Here is a 17,643-nt window from a genome sequence, read left to right as displayed (position 1 = left end):
GTTATGTATACAGCATATCAAAAAAGGCGCCCCATGACGGGGCGCCTTTGGCTCATACGGCAGTGCTGGCTTATGAGCCTGCAGGGCCACCTAGCGGGTCTGAGGGACGGCGACGCGGCCCGTCGTCATCTTCTTCACTGTCACCACCGGACGCATCGCCTCCAGAAGCGTTTGAAGAAGCATCGTCTTCAGCCTTCGCTTGCGGCTTGTCATCGTTGACAGGCGTACCGCCACCGGATGAGTCACCGTCATCCCAACCTTCCGGCGGGCGCGGCTCACGACCTTCCATGATGTCCTTCAACTGCGTGGCATCAATGGTCTCGTACTTCATCAAGGCCTCGGCCATGGCGTCCAGCTTATCGCGATTATCGGTCAGGATTTGGCGTGCCTGCTCGTAGCAACCGTCGATGATTTTGCGGACTTCCTTATCAAGGCGCGTGGTGGTGTCACCAGACTTCATCTTGCCACCACCCTGACCCGGGCCGCCGAGGAACTGATGCGACTCATCCTCGTCGTACATGATCGGGCCCATTTCGTCCGACAAGCCCCACTTGGCAACCATGTTATGGGCCAGCTCAGTAGCACGCTTGATGTCGTTTGAGGCGCCGGTCGTTACACCATTCGGGCCTAACGTCATTTCTTCGGCAATACGGCCACCAAACAGCGAGCAGATCTGCCCCAGAATTTGCTGACGGGAGAGGCTGTAGCGATCCTCTTCCGGCAGGAACATGGTGACACCCAGCGCACGGCCACGGGGAATAATCGTTACCTTATAGACCGGATCATGGGAAGGCACGACCAGACCGATAATGGCGTGACCCGACTCATGGTAAGCGGTATTGAGCTTCTCTTTGTCGGTCATGACCATCGATTTGCGCTCAGCGCCCATCATGATCTTATCCTTCGCGAGCTCAAGCTCTTCCATGCTGACCAGGCGCTTATTACGGCGCGCGGCAAACAGAGCGGCTTCGTTGACCAGGTTGGCCAAATCCGCACCAGAGAAACCAGGCGTACCACGTGCGATCAGCTGCGGTTTTACGTCATCACCCAGCGGCACTTTACGTAGGTGAACGCCCAGAATATGCTCACGGCCACGGATATCCGGCAAGCCGACCGTTACCTGACGGTCAAAGCGGCCTGGGCGCATTAACGCAGGGTCAAGTACGTCAGGACGGTTGGTCGCAGCAATAACGATGATGCCTTCGTTGGCTTCAAAGCCATCCATCTCGACCAGAAGTTGATTCAACGTCTGCTCGCGCTCGTCGTTACCGCCACCCATACCGGTGCCACGTGAACGTCCCACGGCGTCAATCTCATCGATAAAGATAATGCACGGCGCCTGCTTTTTGGCCTGCTCGAACATGTCGCGCACACGCGATGCACCGACACCGACAAACATTTCAACGAAGTCAGAACCCGAAATAGAGAAGAACGGCACTTTGGCTTCGCCCGCAATGGACTTCGCCAGCAGCGTTTTACCGGTACCCGGGGGCCCTACCATCAGCACGCCGCGAGGAATCATACCGCCCAGGCGCTGGAATTTGGTTGGGTCACGCAGGAAGTCGACCAGCTCTTCTACTTCTTCCTTGGCTTCATCACAGCCTGCCACATCGGCAAAGGTGGTTTTGATCTGATCTTGAGAGAGCAGTTTGGCCTTCGATTTACCAAAGCTCATCGGGCCGCCTTTACCGCCACCGGCTCCGCCCTGCATTTGGCGCATGAAGAACATAAAGATGCCCAAAATCAGCAGAATCGGGAAGCTGGCGATCAGTAGCCGAGTCCAGATACTTTGCTGCTCTGGCTCTTTGCCCACCACCGTCACATTGTTGCTCAACAGGTCGTCCATCAGCTTTGGATCTTCCGCCGCTGGGCGGATGGTCTGGAACTGAGTGCCGTCCGTGCGCTCACCGCTGATGGTGTAACCATCAATCGTTACGCTACGTACCTGCTGATTTTGCACCTGCTGCACAAACTGGGAATAGTTTGTGTTTTGCGGTGCGCTTTCCGTACTGAAATTATTGAACACTGTCAGTAGGACGGCCGCGATGACCAACCACAGAATCAGGTTCTTCGCCATATCATTCAAGGGGCTACCCTCATTACAAGAATCCGTCAGTTAAACCCTGGTGCTTCATAAAGTCTTTTACCAATAAGCTTAGTAATACGACATTACATCAGCATCAAGCGTTCAACCATTGCCAAAGCGTCTTATGCCTCGGGCCATCTGTGTCACGCGCACTTATGGCGACTAATGTGACACACGTTGCGCTTGCCTGTCTGGCAATCGCGCTGATAAATCTTGGCTATGAACCACACGGGCAGCCTCTCATGTTAAGGAGAGTCACCCGCGAAACCCTTCGGCCAGAAAATAGACTTCACGGGAACGCGCCCGGGAGGCGTCTGGCTTACGGGTTACTACCTTGTTAAAGCTGCCGCGCAATTCTTTCAAATAGGCGTCAAACCCTTCCCCCTGGAATACTTTAGCTAAAAACCGGCCACCAGGTGACAACGTTTCGCGGGCAAGTTCTAACGCTAGCTCCACTAAATACATCGCCTGGGGCTGATCAATCGCCGCCATACCACTCATATTGGGGGCCATATCCGACATCACAAGGTCTACACGGCGATTATCCAGGCATTTTAGTATCGCCCCCAGCACCGCCTCTTCAGTGAAATCACCTTGGATAAAATCCACCCCGGCCAGTGCATCCATCTCCAGAATATCAGAGGCAATCACCACACCTTCAGGCCCTACCCTTTCCGCTGCAATTTGACTCCACCCGCCGGGGGCGGCGCCCAGATCAATCACTGTCATACCGGGACGCAGCAGTTTATCTTTTTCATCCAACTCAATCAGCTTATAGCTGGCACGGGAACGGTAGCCATCTTGCCAGCTCTGCTTCACGTACTGGTCGTCAAAATGCTCCTTCTTCCAGTTATTGCTGGTCTTGCTAACGGAATGTTTTCGGTTCGGGGGCTTTTGCTGCATGTGGGAATCTAACACTGGAATAAGAGATGGGCGCATTCACGCGATCGCTTTCACTCGGTGACGTTTCACCGTAAGATGGAGCGTTAAGCGCTAACCGGGATACCGCAAGATACCATGAGCTTGTCACAGGCACAAAAGAAAGCATTTCGTAGCATTGGCCACCATCTTAACCCAGTGGTCACCGTTTCTGAGAACGGCGTCTCCGAAAATTTGCTCGCAGAACTCAACCGCGCACTCACTGATCACGAACTGATCAAAGTGAAACTTGCCCTTCCTGAGAGGGATGATCGTGCTGCCATGATAGCCGAACTGATCGCCAACAGCCGTGCCGACTTGGTGCAAACCATTGGCAAAATGGCGCTGCTCTATCGCAGAAATCCGCAGGTGAACCCGAAGCTTTCTAACGTTACCCGCTTTGAGAACCACCACGGCCGCCATTAAGCGTTAAATTCAACGCGTGCAATAGAGTGTCGCCGTACGAAAGCGCCCCTTCAACCGACTCCAGAGTCAATCGAAGGGGCGTTTTTTGTCATACGTGTTCGACGCTACCTACTTCGTACTCCACGTCACCGCCAGGTGTTTTGACCACCACGACATCACCCTCTTCTTTGCCGATCAGGGCACGGGCAATCGGTGAAGTAACCGAGATACGGCCAGACTTAATGTCCGCCTCATCTTCGCCGACGATACGGTAAGTGACTTCCGCATCAGTATCCAGATTCATTAGCGATACGGTAACGCCGAAAATCACTTTGCCGGTTTTGGGCAGCTTGGTGACATCAATCACTTGAGCGACGGAGAGCTTACTTTCGATCTCCTGAATCCGCCCTTCGATAAACCCCTGCTGCTCGCGAGCGGCGTGATACTCGGCGTTCTCTTTAAGATCACCGTGTTCACGTGCTTCGGCGATGGCCGCGATCACCTGCGGACGAGCTTCGCTTTTAAGGTGGTCGAGCTCTTCACGAAGGCTTCTTTCTCCCGCAACTGTCATCGGGACCTTGTTCATTGACTTGCTCCTGCATGCAGATCCTGAAGGCGCCGCACCGTAATCTCCCTACCGTACTCAAGCGCCATGCAAACAGCATTAGCGCCCGCCAAGGTGGTCGCATAGGGCACCTTGCGCGAGAGAGCAGTACGGCGAATGACCGAAGAGTCGTTAATAGCCTGACGACCTTCAGTAGTGTTCACAATGTAGGCGATTTCGTCGTTCTTAAGCAGATCGACGATATGGGGACGGCCTTCGTAGACTTTATTGACGTGTTCCACGGCAAGCCCGGCAGCTTCCAAAGCAGCCGCTGTTCCCCGTGTAGCACATAGCGTAAAGCCTAATGCTAACAGAGAACGCCCCACTTCGATAATCCCCGCCTTGTCCGGTTCGCGCACGGAAAGGAATGCCTTACGCTCACCGGTAAGCCCAGGAATGGCCTCACCTGCCCCCAGTTGCGCCTTGAAGAAGGCTTCTGCAAAGGTGTCGCCAGAGCCCATCACTTCACCGGTGGACTTCATTTCCGGCGAGAGAATCGGGTCGACACCGGGGAATTTATTGAACGGGAAGACCGCCTCTTTAACACTATAGAAGTGCGGTACGATTTCCTGCTCAAAGCCCTGCTCAGCCAGGGTTTTACCGGCCATGCAGCGCGCTGCGATCTGCGCCAGCGAGGTGCCAATGCACTTGGACACAAAGGGCACCGTACGCGAAGCGCGGGGATTCACCTCGATCACATAGATCTCGCCATCCTGCCAGGCCAACTGCACGTTCATTAAGCCTTTAACGCCCAGCTCAACCGCCATCTGCTTCACCTGATGGCGCATCTCGTCCTGCACATCCGCAGGCAGCGAGTAAGGCGGCAGCGCGCAGGCAGAGTCGCCGGAGTGAACGCCCGCTTGCTCTACGTGCTGCATGATGCCGCCGATCACCACCTGCTGGCCATCCGACACCGCATCGATATCGATCTCGATTGCAGCACTCAGGAAGTGATCCAGCAGTACCGGGGAGTCGTTTGAGACCTTCACCGCGTGGGTCATGTAGTTTTCAAGCTCGGAGGCGTCGTAGACGATCTCCATCGCCCGGCCACCCAATACGTAGCTGGGGCGAACTACCAGCGGGTAACCAATCGCTTCGGCTTTATCGAAGGCTTCGGCAAAGCTGCGTGCGGTCGCGTTGGGCGGCTGCTTCAGGCCCAGCTTGTCGATCATCACCTGGAAGCGTTCACGGTCTTCTGCGCGGTCGATAGCATCCGGCGTGGTACCAATGATCGGCACACCGGCAGCTTCTAGCTCACGGGCCAGTTTCAGCGGCGTTTGACCACCGAACTGAACGATCACACCCACCGGCTTCTCTTTGTCGGCGATTTCCAGCACGTCTTCCAGCGTTACCGGCTCGAAGTAGAGACGATCAGAGGTGTCGTAATCGGTCGAGACGGTTTCCGGGTTGCAGTTGACCATGATGGTTTCATAGCCGTCGTCGCGCATGGCGAAGGCGGCGTGAACGCAGCAGTAATCAAACTCGATGCCCTGACCGATCCGGTTAGGGCCACCGCCCAATACCATGATCTTCTGACGGTCAGAGACATCCGCCTCGCACTCTTCTTCGTAAGTGGAGTACATATAGGCGGTATCAGAGGCGAACTCCGCGGCACAGGTATCGACACGCTTATAAACCGGGCGAATGCCGGCGGCCTGGCGGGTTTGACGGAACTCTTTTTCGCTGACATTCAGCAATTTGGCCAGGCGTGCATCGCCGAAACCTTTGCGCTTGAGCTGATAGAGCTCACGGGCAGAGAAGTCAGCCAGCGTACGTTTGGCGACGGCGTTTTCAGTCAGCACCAAATCTTCCAACTGCACCAGGAACCAAGGGTCGATATTGGTCAGGGCAAAGACGTCATCGACGCTCATGCCGGAACGCATGGCGTCTGCCACGTAGAAAATACGCTCGGCACCGGCGGCCTGCAGCTCGCCCTGGATAATTGCCATGTTGTCCGGCGTGAAATCGGTAATGATCGGATCGAGACCATCGTTACCGGTTTCCAGGCCACGCAGGGCTTTCTGCAGTGACTCCTGGAAAGTACGCCCAATCGCCATCACCTCACCCACTGACTTCATCTGGGTGGTCAGGCGGTCGTTAGCCTGGGGGAATTTCTCGAAGGTGAAGCGCGGAATTTTGGTGACCACGTAATCGATAGACGGCTCGAACGATGCCGGCGTTTGACCACCGGTAATATCGTTCTGCAGCTCGTCCAGGGTATAGCCAATCGCCAATTTCGCGGCGATTTTAGCAATCGGGAAACCGGTCGCTTTAGAGGCCAGCGCCGAAGAGCGCGACACCCGCGGGTTCATCTCGATAACTACCAAACGGCCGGTTTTGGGATCCATACCAAACTGGACGTTAGAGCCACCGGTCTCTACGCCAATCTCGCGCAGTACCGCGAGGCTGGCGTCACGCATGATCTGATACTCTTTATCGGTCAGCGTTTGCGCCGGTGCCACGGTGATGGAGTCACCGGTGTGCACGCCCATGGGGTCGAAGTTTTCAATCGCGCAGACGATGATGCAGTTGTCGTTTTTGTCACGCACAACTTCCATCTCGTACTCTTTCCAACCCAGCAGCGACTCATCGATGAGTAGCTCGTGGTTGTTGGAGAGCTCGAAACCGCGGGTACAGATTTCTTCGAACTCTTCCTTGTTGTACGCCACGCCGCCGCCGGAGCCGCCCATGGTATAGGAAGGACGAATAATGGTCGGGAAACCCAACTCAGCCTGAATTTCCCAGGCTTCATCCATGGTGTGGGCGACTTTCGCTTTCGGGCACTCCAAGCCAATGCGCTTCATGGCCTGATCGAACAGATCACGGTCTTCGGCCATGTTAATCGCATCGGCGTTGGCACCGATCATCTCCACGCCGAACTTCTCCAGCACGCCATGCTTTTCAAGCTCGAGGGCGCAATTCAGCGCCGTCTGACCACCCATGGTCGGCAGAATGGCATCAGGGCGCTCGGCTTCGATGATCTTCTCCACCGCCTGCCAAGTAATTGGCTCGATGTAGGTGGCATCGGCCATGGCCGGGTCAGTCATGATGGTGGCGGGGTTGGAGTTAACCAAAATAACCCGGTAACCCTCCTCGCGCAGCGCTTTACACGCCTGGGCGCCGGAGTAGTCGAATTCGCAGGCCTGGCCGATCACAATCGGGCCAGCGCCAATGATCAAGATACTGTTGATGTCGGTACGCTTAGGCATAACGGTTCCCGCAAAAAATGGTGACGATGAGCGACAAAAGACGGCGATACGGTGATGCTAGGGACGCGTTAACGGCGTGCCTGCATCATAGCCACGAAGCGATCAAACAGCGGCGCCACATCACGCGGACCGGGGCTCGCTTCCGGGTGGCCTTGAAAGCTGAACGCCGGTCGGTCGGTAAGCTCGATTCCCTGCAAGGTGCCGTCGAACAGCGAACGGTGCGTTGCGCGCACGTTAGCGGGCAGGGTCGCTTCATCCACCGCAAAACCGTGATTCTGGCTGGTGATCATCACGGTGCCACTATCCAGATCCTGCACCGGGTGGTTGGCACCGTGGTGGCCGTGGCTCATTTTGACCGTCTTCGCCCCGGCGGCGAGCGCCAGCAGTTGGTGGCCCAGGCAGATACCAAACACCGGAATATTGGTTTCCAGCACGTCCTGAATCGCCTTGATGGCGTAATCGCAGGGCTCCGGGTCGCCAGGGCCGTTGGCTAAAAACACGCCATCCGGATTCATCGCCAGCACCTCAGCAGCAGGCGTTTGCGCGGGCACGACTGTCAGGCGGCAGCCGCGAGCGGCCAGCATGCGCAGGATGTTGAATTTCACACCGTAGTCGTACGCCACCACATGGTAGGGGCGCTCGATTTTGGAAGCATCAGCGTAGCCTTCACCCAGCGTCCACTCACCTTCCGACCACTCGTAGGCTTGTTTACACGACACCTCTTTGGCCAGATCCATCCCCTTCAGGCCTGGGAAAGCCTTGGCGGCTTCCAGCGCCCGTGTGACCGCCCCGTCGCCTTCCGCATCAGCGCCTGCCAAAATCGCCCCGTTCTGCGCACCTTTATCACGCAAAATGCGCGTTAGGCGGCGGGTATCGATATCGGCAATACCCAGCACGTTCTGGCTTTTCAGGTAGTCCGACAGCGACTGCTCAGAGCGGAAGCTGCTGGCCATTAGCGGTAAATCGCGAATCACCAAACCTGCTGCGGCAATAGAAGCTGACTCAATGTCTTCAGCGTTAATGCCAGTATTGCCGATATGGGGATAGGTGAGGGTAACGATTTGGCGGGTGTAGGAAGGGTCGGTGAGGATTTCTTGATAGCCGGTCATGGCCGTATTGAACACCACCTCACCGCTTGTTAATCCGTCCGCGCCAATGGCGATGCCGTGGAACACGCTGCCATCTTCCAGGGCCAATATTGCGGGTTTGCTCAATGCGGGGTTATTCAAAACAAGATCCTCCCATGCTGGTGGGAGCCTGTGGGGCGCAGGCTCAGCAATTTCTTGATTATCCGCGACGTAACACTATCGCTAATAAAAACTATCACTAGTAAAACTGGGGTCGTAAAAAAGCGGGACGAAGCCGATAAAAAGAATCGGTTTCATCCCGCTTGTTGTTCGATGCCTTTCTGATTCGCTTAGCCTCTAGCGTTACGCTTAACAGCAGCACCGCTTTATAGCAGCAAACCCTGAGGAGGCAGGCTTTGGGTTGACCAACGCAACAAGCGCGCCGTTTAAGATTTCCAGGCCACCCGGCCAAAATTTTTGAAATGTTACAGGAATTCTTGATCGAAGACTACCCCTTGATGGCAGGACTGTTCTAGCGCCCTGCTCAAGCAGTGACAGGCAATCCCTTACTCTAGCCCCAATACATCCTGCATGTCGTAACGGCCGCTCTCTTTGCCAGCGACCCAGCGCGCCGCGCGAACCGCACCTTTGGCAAAGGTCATCCGGCTGGAGGCCTTGTGAGTGATTTCAATGCGCTCACCTTCGGTGGCAAACATTACCGTGTGCTCACCCACGATATCCCCCGCACGCACGGTGGCAAAACCGATCTCTTTATCGCTGCGCGGACCGCACTGCCCGACTCGCTCAAACACGCCGTGCTCTTTAAGGTTACGCCCCAGGCTGTCGGCAATTACTTCGCCCATTTTGATCGCGGTGCCGGAAGGCGCATCAACCTTGTGACGGTGGTGAGACTCGATCACTTCAATATCGTAGCCTTCATCGCCCAGCGCTTTGGCAGCGGTTTCGAGCAGTTTCAGGGTCAGATTAACCCCAACGCTCATATTGGGTGCGAACACCATGGCTACCTTGTCGCGGTAGCTATCGAGCTGAGCCAACTCATCATCGCTCATGCCGGTAGTGCCGATCACGATACGTTTGCCGTGCTCTGCGCAGAACGCCAGATTACCAAGCGTAACCTGAGGGGCCGTGAAATCGATCAGCACATCAAAATCATCGGCAATCGACGTGAGCGAATCGACCGCAGCAACACCGCGCTTCCCGACACCCGCAAGCTCGCCAATATCAGCGCCCGCCAAGGAGCTGCCTGGCTCCACGATCCCGCCAGCTAGCGTCGCCTCAGCATCTTGCTCTACAGCATTTACCAACGTACGGCCCATGCGGCCAGCCACGCCTACAATGGCAATTCGGGTCATGCGAACTCCTGAGCTCTAGGTTTCAGTGCGTAAGACTTATGTTTCAAAATCAGCGCGATTATAGCAGACCCATCGATGCCTTCGACGCTCTCCGTTTATAGCTGACCAGTCGTTATCTAGTTCTCCCACACAATCGCCAACTCTTCATCACCGGCCATACGCATTAGGTGGCGCTCAACGACCCCCTCCAACTCATCCAGATGCTCCTCCTCAAGGGTTTCGAGGGCCACCACCAGTTTATCGGCCTCAGCAACCATTAAGCAGGTACCAGTGGCAAACGTAATGGTGGCCTGTTGATCGCTTTGCTCGACCTCCAACTTATGCGCCCAGTGTTTACAAAGCCGATTAATTAAACGCTCGGCGGAAGGCGTGGCAACTTCGACACGAGATAAAGGCATAGCGGCCCCTCCAAAAATGTAAGTACTTACAAACTAAGTAATCCTTCAACAATGAGCCGTTAGAGCCAAATATGTGAAGCCATCACCGTAGGATAAATGCTCAGTGTAAAGCGTAGCATGTTGACCATTAAGCGCGGCACCCTAATAATGCCGCCCAAACGCTAATCAGTTACAATAGCAATTGCATCTCTGTGCTATCACCGTTAATGCGCATCAGCGATGCCGCCCTGTTAACCAATATCGACCAACGAGTTAAAAAATGCTCAATTCTCCGCGCTTAAAAATCCTGCTTGGTACGCTTATCACGTTTGCTTGCGGCGCCACTGCTATGGCTGACGCTATCACCGTCACCGATGTCGCTGGCCGCGAAATCACTCTGGATGGCCCTGCCGAGCGGGTTATTTTAGGCGAAGGGCGGCAAATTTATCTGCTCGGTCTACTCGAACCTGAAGCTCCTTTTGCCCACGTAGTCGGTTGGCGCGAAGACTTTTCTCAGGCGGATCCCGACAACTATGCCCGTTACGCCGAACGCTACCCTGAGATTGAAGCGATCCCCACCTTTGGCGGCTTTAAAGACGGCACTTTTGATGTAGAGCAGGCCGCTTCGCTTAATCCTGACGTAGTGCTGATGAACATCGAGGCCAAAGCCGCCACAGAAGACGCCGCCTACGACGACAAGCTGGCACAACTCGGCATTCCCATCGTCTATGTGGATTTTCGCGAAGACCCGATTGAACACACCATTCCCTCCATGCGCATCATCGGCCAGATCATGGACGATGAAGAAGCGGCGGAAGAGTTCATCGAGTTTGCCGAGACACAGTTGGCACGGGTAACCGATGTCATCGCCGAAGCGAACCCAGAGCGCCCCAGCGTGTTTATTGACCGGGCCGGTGGCTACTCCGACGAGTGCTGCATGAGCTTTGGCCCTGCCAACTTTGGCGACTATGTCACCCTGGCTGGCGGTAGCAATATTGCCGAGGGCATCATTCCTAACAGTTTCGGCAACCTGAACCCTGAACAGATTATTGCTGCCAACCCTGATCATGTGGTTGTCACCGGCGGCAACTGGGACGCTTACGTGCCGGGTGGCAACTGGGTCGGCGTAGGCCCTGGGTCTGATTTGCAAAGTGCTCGCGCTAAGCTTGAAGCACTGACCGAGCGCACTGCGATGACCGGCATCAAGGCGGTGGAATCAGGTAACTTCCACGCCATTTGGCACCAGTTTTACAATAGCCCCTACTACTTTGTGGCCGTGCAACAGCTAGCCAAATGGCTACACCCAGAGCTGTTTGAAGACCTGGATCCCAACGCCACGATGGAAGAGCTACACGAGCGCTTCTTACCCATCGACTATGAAACCGGCTACTGGATATCACTCCATGACGACTGATACGAGGATAACGGAAACGGCGGTAACAGACCGCCTTTCACAGGGGCGCGCCTTCTACCATAGCCAGGTTTTCCGCCGCCAAATGATACTGGCGGCACTGGTTTTAGCGCTGTTTTTTAGCCTCTGCGTCGATCTGGCGCTGGGGCCTGCCCGCTATAGTCTGGGTGAAGTGGTCGCAGCGCTATTCACACCAGACAGCGTCAGCCAGCAGGCCCGGGTTATTGTTTGGGAAATCCGCATGCCGGTAGCGCTGATGGCGCTAGTGGTGGGCGCCAGCTTGTCGGTGGCCGGGGCACAGATGCAAACCATTCTGAGCAACCCGCTAGCCAGCCCATTCACCCTGGGGATCTCCGCCGGGGCCAGTTTTGGCGCCGCGTTGGGGCTTGCTTTTGGTGTCGCCATTGTTCCCGCAGCCATTGAGTTTGTGGTGCCCATCAATGCCTTCGTGATGGCCATGTTCACCGCGTTCTTAATTCATGCTTTAAGCCTTAAGCGCGGCGTGACGGTAGAGACGATTGTGCTGCTCGGCATCGCCATGGTGTTTATCTTCAACTCGCTGATGGCGCTGATTCAGTTCTTTGCCAGCCAGGAAGCGGTCTCCGCGGTGGTGTTTTGGACGATGGGCAGCTTAACCAAAGCCACCTGGCCCAAGTTCTGGATCGCCCTTAGCATTCTTGCCTTATCCATGCCGCTGCTTGCCCGGCATGGTTGGGCGCTGACGGCCATGCGCCTGGGCGACGCCAAAGCCGAGAGCATGGGCGTCAATCCCCGCGCGCTGCGTTTGGAAGTGCTGGTGCTGGTGTCACTACTTGCCGCCATCGCGGTGGCGTTCGTGGGCACCATTGGGTTTATTGGCTTGGTGGGGCCACATATCGCGCGCATTTTACTGGGCGAGGATCAGCGTTTCTTCCTACCAGGCTCGGCCCTGTGCGGCGCACTGATCCTCTCCGTTGGCTCGGTCATCTCCAAGATTATTATTCCTGGCACCATTATTCCCATTGGCATTATCACCTCGCTGGTGGGCATTCCCTTCTTTCTGTTTCTGGTGCTTAACCACAAGAAGGCCTCATGGTAACCCTACAACTGAACCGTGTATCCGCCCGCTATGGGCGTCGCCCCATTCTGGAAGATATCACCACGCCCTGCTTTCAAGGGGGGCAAGTCGTCGCTCTGCTAGGGCCCAACGCAGCAGGTAAATCGACGCTTTTTCGCCGCGTGTTAGGACTATTGAAAGGCGAAGGCGAAGTGATTATCAGCGGCACCAGCGCCGAACGTCCCGTGGGCTATATGCCCCAGGACACCGGTGCCAAGGCCGTACTGACGGTATATGAATCAGTGCTTTTGGCACGTATGCAGGGGCGTGGATTAAAAGTGCAGCCTGAGGATTTAGCGCAGGTTGATCGCGCGCTGGAAGAACTCAGCATTACGGCCCTTGGCGAACGGGATATTGGCGACCTTAGCGGCGGCCAGCGCCAGTTGGTCAGCGCTGCCCAGGCCCTGGTGCAAGAGCCCGAGATTCTGATGCTGGATGAGCCCACCTCGGCACTCGATTTGAACCGCCAGATCAGCCTGCTGACGGTGCTGCGCCGGTTAGCCGATGAGCGCCAGATGCTGATTCTGGTGGCGCTCCATGACCTGGGGCATGCACTACGTTTCGCCGATGCCGCCATGATGCTCGAAAATGGCCGCTTGATCGCCTGCGGCTCCACTGCCGAAGTGATTACCCCTGCGTTGCTACGCCAGGTTTATCGGGTATCTACGCGTATCGAGCCCTGCTCGAAAGGTCAGCCGCAGCTTATCGTCGAAGCCGCTATCTAGCCCTTTGCCTAAGCCGCCGCCCTTCCATCGCCGCTAGCGCTACCCCACTTAACATCAGCGGTAGCGCTAGCAGGAAGCCGCTGGAGACCGGTATTCCAAACAGCACCCAATCGGCGAGGACGGGCCACACCAGGGCAATATATTCAAAAGGTGCCAAACGTGACGCCTCGGCGTAGCGTAGAGCTAATGTCATCGCGATATGCGCAGCACCGCCAAACAGGCCCGAGAGCACCAACAGCGAAAACTCTACCTGATTGAGTGCCGCCCAGCCCAGTGGAAGCGTTGCCAGCCCGGCTAGCGCGGCCACTAAAATAAAGTAGAAGGCGATTGAAGCCGCTGTCTCGGTGCGTGAAATACGCCTGACGGTTAATAAAGCACCTGCCGTTAGCAGCGCACCCAACGCCCCTAGCGCATACCCGGCCACTTGGCCATTACTGGAACTGGCATTGAGCCCAGGCAAAATCAGCACGGCCACCCCGGCAAGCGCTAGCACCACGCCACCCGCGCGATTAAGCGAGCAGCGCTCCCCCAGCAGCAGAACACCACCAATCGCCATAAAGACCGGGGTAAGCTGAGCGAGCAATGTTGCCTCGGCCACTGGCAACAGCGCCACCGCAGCAAAGGAGGCAAACATCGCCGCCGCCCCCAACCCAGAGCGCAGCGCATGACCCAGCGGGCGGCGCGTAGCCAACCCACGTGGAAACTCCCGCCGCAGCAAAAGGAAAACGACGATAGGCAGCAGCGCAAACAGCGAGCGGTAAAATACCGACTGCCCCACAGGCACTTCGTCACTGACTGCCTTAATACACACCAGCATCCCGGTAAACAGGGCACCTGACAGTATCCGCAGCAAAATACCCATGGTGGGCCTTTCTTCAAGGTGATCCATTGCGTGCAGTATTTCCTAAACAGCAAAAACCCCCGGTGAACCGAGGGTTTTTGGACTAAACACCTAACTGCTTACTATTATCTCAGACTTACGGCTTCATATCTTCAAAGAAGCTTTTCACGCTATCAAAGAAGCCGGTTTTCTTCGGCGAGTGGTTGTGGCTATTGCTGTCGTCGAAGCTTTGTTGCAGCTTGCGCAACAGATCGCGCTGCTCGTCGTTAAGCTTCACCGGTGTTTCCACGACCACCTTGCACAGCAGGTCGCCGGGCATACCACCGCGCACGGGCTTCACGCCTTTACCGCGCAGGCGGAACAGCTTGCCTGTTTGGGTTTCCGGCGGAATCTTCAGCTTCACGCGGCCATCTAGCGTCGGCACTTCAAGCTCGCCACCTAGCGCTGCATCAACAAAGTTGATCGGCACATCGCACTGCAGGTGCTTGCCGTCACGCTGGAAGATGTGGTGCGGCTTGATCGCCACCTGCACATACAGATCCCCAGGCGGGCCACCGTTCACGCCGCTTTCGCCTTCGCCATTCAAGCGAATACGGTCGCCGGTATCCACACCGGGCGGAATCTTAACGGACAGCGTGCGTGTCTCACGTACACGGCCTTCGCCATTACACTTATGGCACGGCACTTTAATGTGCTGGCCAGAGCCATGACAGGTCGGGCAAGTCTGCTGCACAGCAAAGAAGCCTTGCTGCATACGTACTTGACCGTGACCGTGGCAGGTAGGGCACGTCTCTTTAGAAGAGCCGGGCTCAGCGCCGCCGCCATCACAACGATCACACTCGATATGCCGCGGCACACGGATATCCACCGTGGTGCCTGAAACGGCGTTTTCCAGATCCAGCTCTAGGTTATAACGCAGGTCGGAACCGCGTGCCGGGGCATTGGGGCCACGGCGGCGACCGCCACCTCCGCCAAAAATATCGCCAAACACATCGCCGAAAATGTCGCTGAAATCACCAGCGCCAGCACCGCCGAAACCGCCGCCACCTTGGCCATCAACGCCCGCATGGCCGAACTGGTCATAGGCAGCGCGTTTTTCGCCGTCGCTAAGCACTTCATACGCTTCGGACACTTCGCGGAATTTTTCCGCGGAGGTGGTATCGTCCGGGTTTCGATCAGGGTGGAATTTTTGCGCCAGACGGCGATAGGCCTTCTTGATCTCTTTCTGATCGGCCCCTTTTTCGACACCCAGGACTTCGTAATAATCGCGTTTGGACATAGGCCCTACGCCTCCTGGTTAGCTACGCACTCAACTGCACATTTAGCTATGTATTCAACTGTATATTTAACTACGTGATACTTAACTACGTGCGTCTTGGCCGCGGAAACAGCAACGCGGGAGTAAGCTCCCGCGTCACCGCTTTCCTTGGCAGAAAGAGGATGTTACTGCTTTTTTTGATCGTCGTTGACTTCTTCGTACTCGGCGTCAACTACGTCTTCTTCCGGCTTGGTGCCCGCATTCTCGGCACCTTCACCGCCCTCTTGCTGCGCCGCTTCGGCCTGCTCGGCGTACATCTTCTGGGCTAGCTGGCCAGAGGCTTCGGTCAGTGCATCCAGTTTCTTCTGAATGTTATCGACGTCGTCACCTTTAACCGCTTCTTCCAGCTCGCTGATGGCCGTTTCAATCGCCTGCTTCTCGTCGTCAGTCGCTTTGTCGCCAGCTTCTTCCAACGTTTTGCGCGTAGCGTGAATCATACCGTCAGCTTGGTTACGCAGCTGCACCAGCTCTTCGAACTTTTTGTCCTCTTCGGCGTGAGCTTCGGCATCACGTACCATTTGCTCGACTTCTTCCTCGGACAGACCGCTAGACGCCTTGATGACAATCGACTGCTCTTTGCCAGTGGCCTTGTCTTTTGCCGATACGTTCAGAATACCGTTGGCATCCAAGTCGAAGGCGACTTCGATCTGCGGCACACCGCGCGGTGCAGGCGGAATGTCAGCAAGATCAAAACGACCCAGCGACTTATTCTGCGACACTTGCTTGCGCTCACCCTGCACGGCGTGAATGGTCACCGCCGTTTGGTTGTCATCCGCCGTTGAGAAGGTTTGTGTCTTCTTGGTCGGGATGGTGGTGTTCTTTTCGATCAGCGGCGTCATTACGCCACCCAGGGTTTCGATACCCAGGGTAAGCGGGGTAACGTCGAGCAGCAGAACGTCTTTAACGTCGCCACCGAGTACGCCGCCCTGAATCGCTGCACCAACGGCAACCGCTTCGTCCGGGTTAACGTCTTTACGTGCTTCTTTGCCGAAGAAGTCAGCGGCTTTCTTCTGCACCATCGGCATACGTGTCTGGCCACCGACCAGGATCACTTCGTCGATTTCAGAGGCAGACAGGCCTGCATCTTTCAGGGCCATTTTGCACGGCTCGAGCGAGCGCTGAACCAGCTCTTCGACCAGTGACTCCAGCTTGGCACGAGTCACCTTAACGTTAAGGTGTTTCGGGCCAGTGTTGTCGGCGGTGATGTAAGGCAGGTTCACATCGGTCTGCTGAGCGCTAGACAGCTCAATTTTGGCTTTTTCGGCAGCTTCTTTCAGACGCTGCATGGCCAAGTTGTCGCCAGACAGATCAATGCCACTGTCAGACTTGAACTGGTCTACCAGGTAGTTGATCAGCGCCAAGTCAAAGTCTTCGCCGCCCAAGAAGGTATCACCGTTGGTGGCCAACACTTCAAACTGGGTTTCGCCGTCGACATCGGCAATTTCGATGATCGAGATATCGAAGGTGCCGCCACCCAGGTCGTAGACCGCGATGGTTTTGTCGCCGCGGGATTTGTCCATACCGTAGGCCAGTGCGGCAGCGGTCGGCTCGTTAATAATGCGCTTAACGTCCAGACCGGCAATGCGGCCGGCGTCTTTGGTCGCCTGACGCTGGCTGTCGTTGAAGTAGGCCGGTACGGTAATGACCGCTTCGGTGACGGCTTCGCCCAGGTAGTCTTCGGCAGTCTTCTTCATTTTCTTCAGCACTTCCGCGCTTACCTGCGGCGGTGCCATTTTTTTGCCTTTTACTTCAACCCAAGCATCACCGTTATCAGCTTCGCTGATTTTGTACGGCACCATCTTGATGTCTTTCTGGACAACGTCGTCTTTAAAGCGACGGCCAATTAGACGCTTGATAGCGTACAGGGTGTTTTCTGGGTTAGTAACGGCCTGACGTTTAGCCGCCTGACCTACCAGCGTTTCACCATCATCGGTGTAGGCGATAATAGAAGGCGTCGTACGACCGCCTTCGGCGTTTTCGATAACTTTAGCGCTGTCACCATCGAGCACGGCCACACAAGAGTTAGTGGTGCCCAGGTCGATACCAATTATACGTCCCATAGCAATACCTCGAATTCGGTTGTTACAAAACTGAAAATTTAGTTTTTAAAGCTTGTCTGCGGGTTTCCCCGCGGGGTTGCCCTTTATTTGGGGGCCGCCGCTGACATTTCAAGGGCTTTTTTTCACACACTTTTTTCAAACTCTGTGCCGCCA

14 protein-coding genes are annotated in these 17,643 nt (G+C 55.9%); 4 read left to right on the top strand and 10 right to left on the bottom strand.

All coding sequences use genetic code 11. The annotated features are described in order from the left end of the window. Window positions 1-70: 70 nt before the first annotated feature. Both ftsH and rlmE read right to left on the bottom strand, forming a co-directional pair. Window positions 71-2,086 carry an ATP-dependent zinc metalloprotease FtsH gene (ftsH, locus tag LMS44_RS01755; protein WP_022520711.1) on the bottom strand — a complete coding sequence of 672 codons (2,016 nt, stop codon included), beginning with the start codon at window positions 2,084-2,086 and terminating at the stop codon, window positions 71-73. A gap of 255 nt (window positions 2,087-2,341) precedes the next feature. Continuing rightward, window positions 2,342-2,989, bottom strand: coding sequence for a 23S rRNA (uridine(2552)-2'-O)-methyltransferase RlmE (gene rlmE, locus LMS44_RS01750; RefSeq protein WP_278371598.1), 648 nt, complete (start codon window positions 2,987-2,989; stop codon window positions 2,342-2,344). A 114-nt stretch (window positions 2,990-3,103) separates the two neighbouring features. Between rlmE and yhbY the strand changes: the two genes are divergently transcribed. Beyond that, window positions 3,104-3,430 carry a ribosome assembly RNA-binding protein YhbY gene (gene yhbY / locus LMS44_RS01745; RefSeq protein ID WP_022520713.1) on the top strand — a complete coding sequence of 109 codons (327 nt, stop codon included), beginning with the start codon at window positions 3,104-3,106 and terminating at the stop codon, window positions 3,428-3,430. 88 nt (window positions 3,431-3,518) lie between these two features. Here the strand turns inward: yhbY and greA are convergent, their stop codons facing one another. The 5 genes from greA to LMS44_RS01720 all read right to left on the bottom strand — a co-directional run bounded on the left by greA (window position 3,519) and on the right by LMS44_RS01720 (window position 10,060). Then, a complete protein-coding gene (greA, locus tag LMS44_RS01740; protein WP_009287920.1) occupies window positions 3,519-3,995 on the bottom strand; it encodes a transcription elongation factor GreA in 477 nt (158 codons plus the stop codon). After that, window positions 3,992-7,222: a carbamoyl-phosphate synthase large subunit gene (carB, locus tag LMS44_RS01735; protein WP_022520714.1), complete on the bottom strand. Its 3,231-nt coding sequence runs from the start codon at window positions 7,220-7,222 to the stop codon at window positions 3,992-3,994. Before carB ends, greA begins: the two co-directional genes overlap by 4 nt. A gap of 68 nt (window positions 7,223-7,290) precedes the next feature. Next, a complete protein-coding gene (gene carA, locus LMS44_RS01730) occupies window positions 7,291-8,436 on the bottom strand; it encodes a glutamine-hydrolyzing carbamoyl-phosphate synthase small subunit (protein WP_278371750.1) in 1,146 nt (381 codons plus the stop codon). 419 nt (window positions 8,437-8,855) lie between these two features. Next, window positions 8,856-9,662 (bottom strand): 4-hydroxy-tetrahydrodipicolinate reductase, encoded by an 807-nt coding sequence (dapB, locus tag LMS44_RS01725; protein WP_278371601.1) that lies wholly within the window; start codon window positions 9,660-9,662, stop codon window positions 8,856-8,858. 116 nt (window positions 9,663-9,778) lie between these two features. Then, the gene (locus tag LMS44_RS01720) at window positions 9,779-10,060 is read right to left on the bottom strand and encodes a DUF2218 domain-containing protein (RefSeq protein ID WP_022520719.1); all 282 of its coding nucleotides are present in this window, start codon (window positions 10,058-10,060) and stop codon (window positions 9,779-9,781) included. A gap of 259 nt (window positions 10,061-10,319) precedes the next feature. On the opposite strand from LMS44_RS01720, the gene LMS44_RS01715 reads away from it, so the two are divergent. From LMS44_RS01715 to LMS44_RS01705, 3 genes are read left to right on the top strand one after another with little or no spacing between them, the layout of a single operon-like run. Beyond that, on the top strand, window positions 10,320-11,453 hold the full coding sequence (locus tag LMS44_RS01715; protein WP_278371604.1) for an ABC transporter substrate-binding protein: 1,134 nt from the start codon (window positions 10,320-10,322) through the stop codon (window positions 11,451-11,453). Then, the gene (locus LMS44_RS01710) at window positions 11,443-12,528 is read left to right on the top strand and encodes a FecCD family ABC transporter permease (protein WP_278371605.1); all 1,086 of its coding nucleotides are present in this window, start codon (window positions 11,443-11,445) and stop codon (window positions 12,526-12,528) included. The genes LMS44_RS01715 and LMS44_RS01710 overlap by 11 nt, the downstream gene beginning before the upstream one ends. Beyond that, window positions 12,522-13,271, top strand: coding sequence for an ABC transporter ATP-binding protein (locus tag LMS44_RS01705; protein WP_278371606.1), 750 nt, complete (start codon window positions 12,522-12,524; stop codon window positions 13,269-13,271). The genes LMS44_RS01710 and LMS44_RS01705 overlap by 7 nt, the downstream gene beginning before the upstream one ends. On the opposite strand, the gene LMS44_RS01700 is transcribed toward LMS44_RS01705, so the two are convergent. The 3 genes from LMS44_RS01700 to dnaK form a co-directional block, all read right to left on the bottom strand. Next, a complete protein-coding gene (locus tag LMS44_RS01700; protein ID WP_278371607.1) occupies window positions 13,264-14,160 on the bottom strand; it encodes a DMT family transporter in 897 nt (298 codons plus the stop codon). The two genes, LMS44_RS01705 and LMS44_RS01700, sit on opposite strands and share 8 nt — an antisense overlap. Before the next feature lie 88 nt (window positions 14,161-14,248). Further along, complete coding sequence (dnaJ, locus tag LMS44_RS01695; protein WP_022520724.1) at window positions 14,249-15,391, bottom strand: molecular chaperone DnaJ; 1,143 nt, start codon at window positions 15,389-15,391, stop codon at window positions 14,249-14,251. 164 nt (window positions 15,392-15,555) lie between these two features. Beyond that, a complete protein-coding gene (gene dnaK / locus LMS44_RS01690; protein ID WP_009287914.1) occupies window positions 15,556-17,490 on the bottom strand; it encodes a molecular chaperone DnaK in 1,935 nt (644 codons plus the stop codon). Between the last annotated feature and the right edge of the window lie 153 nt (window positions 17,491-17,643).

The organism is Halomonas profundus, from assembly GCF_020865425.1.
Taxonomy (GTDB): domain Bacteria; phylum Pseudomonadota; class Gammaproteobacteria; order Pseudomonadales; family Halomonadaceae; genus Vreelandella; species Vreelandella titanicae.
This window is presented reverse-complemented; position numbering and strand designations above follow the sequence as displayed.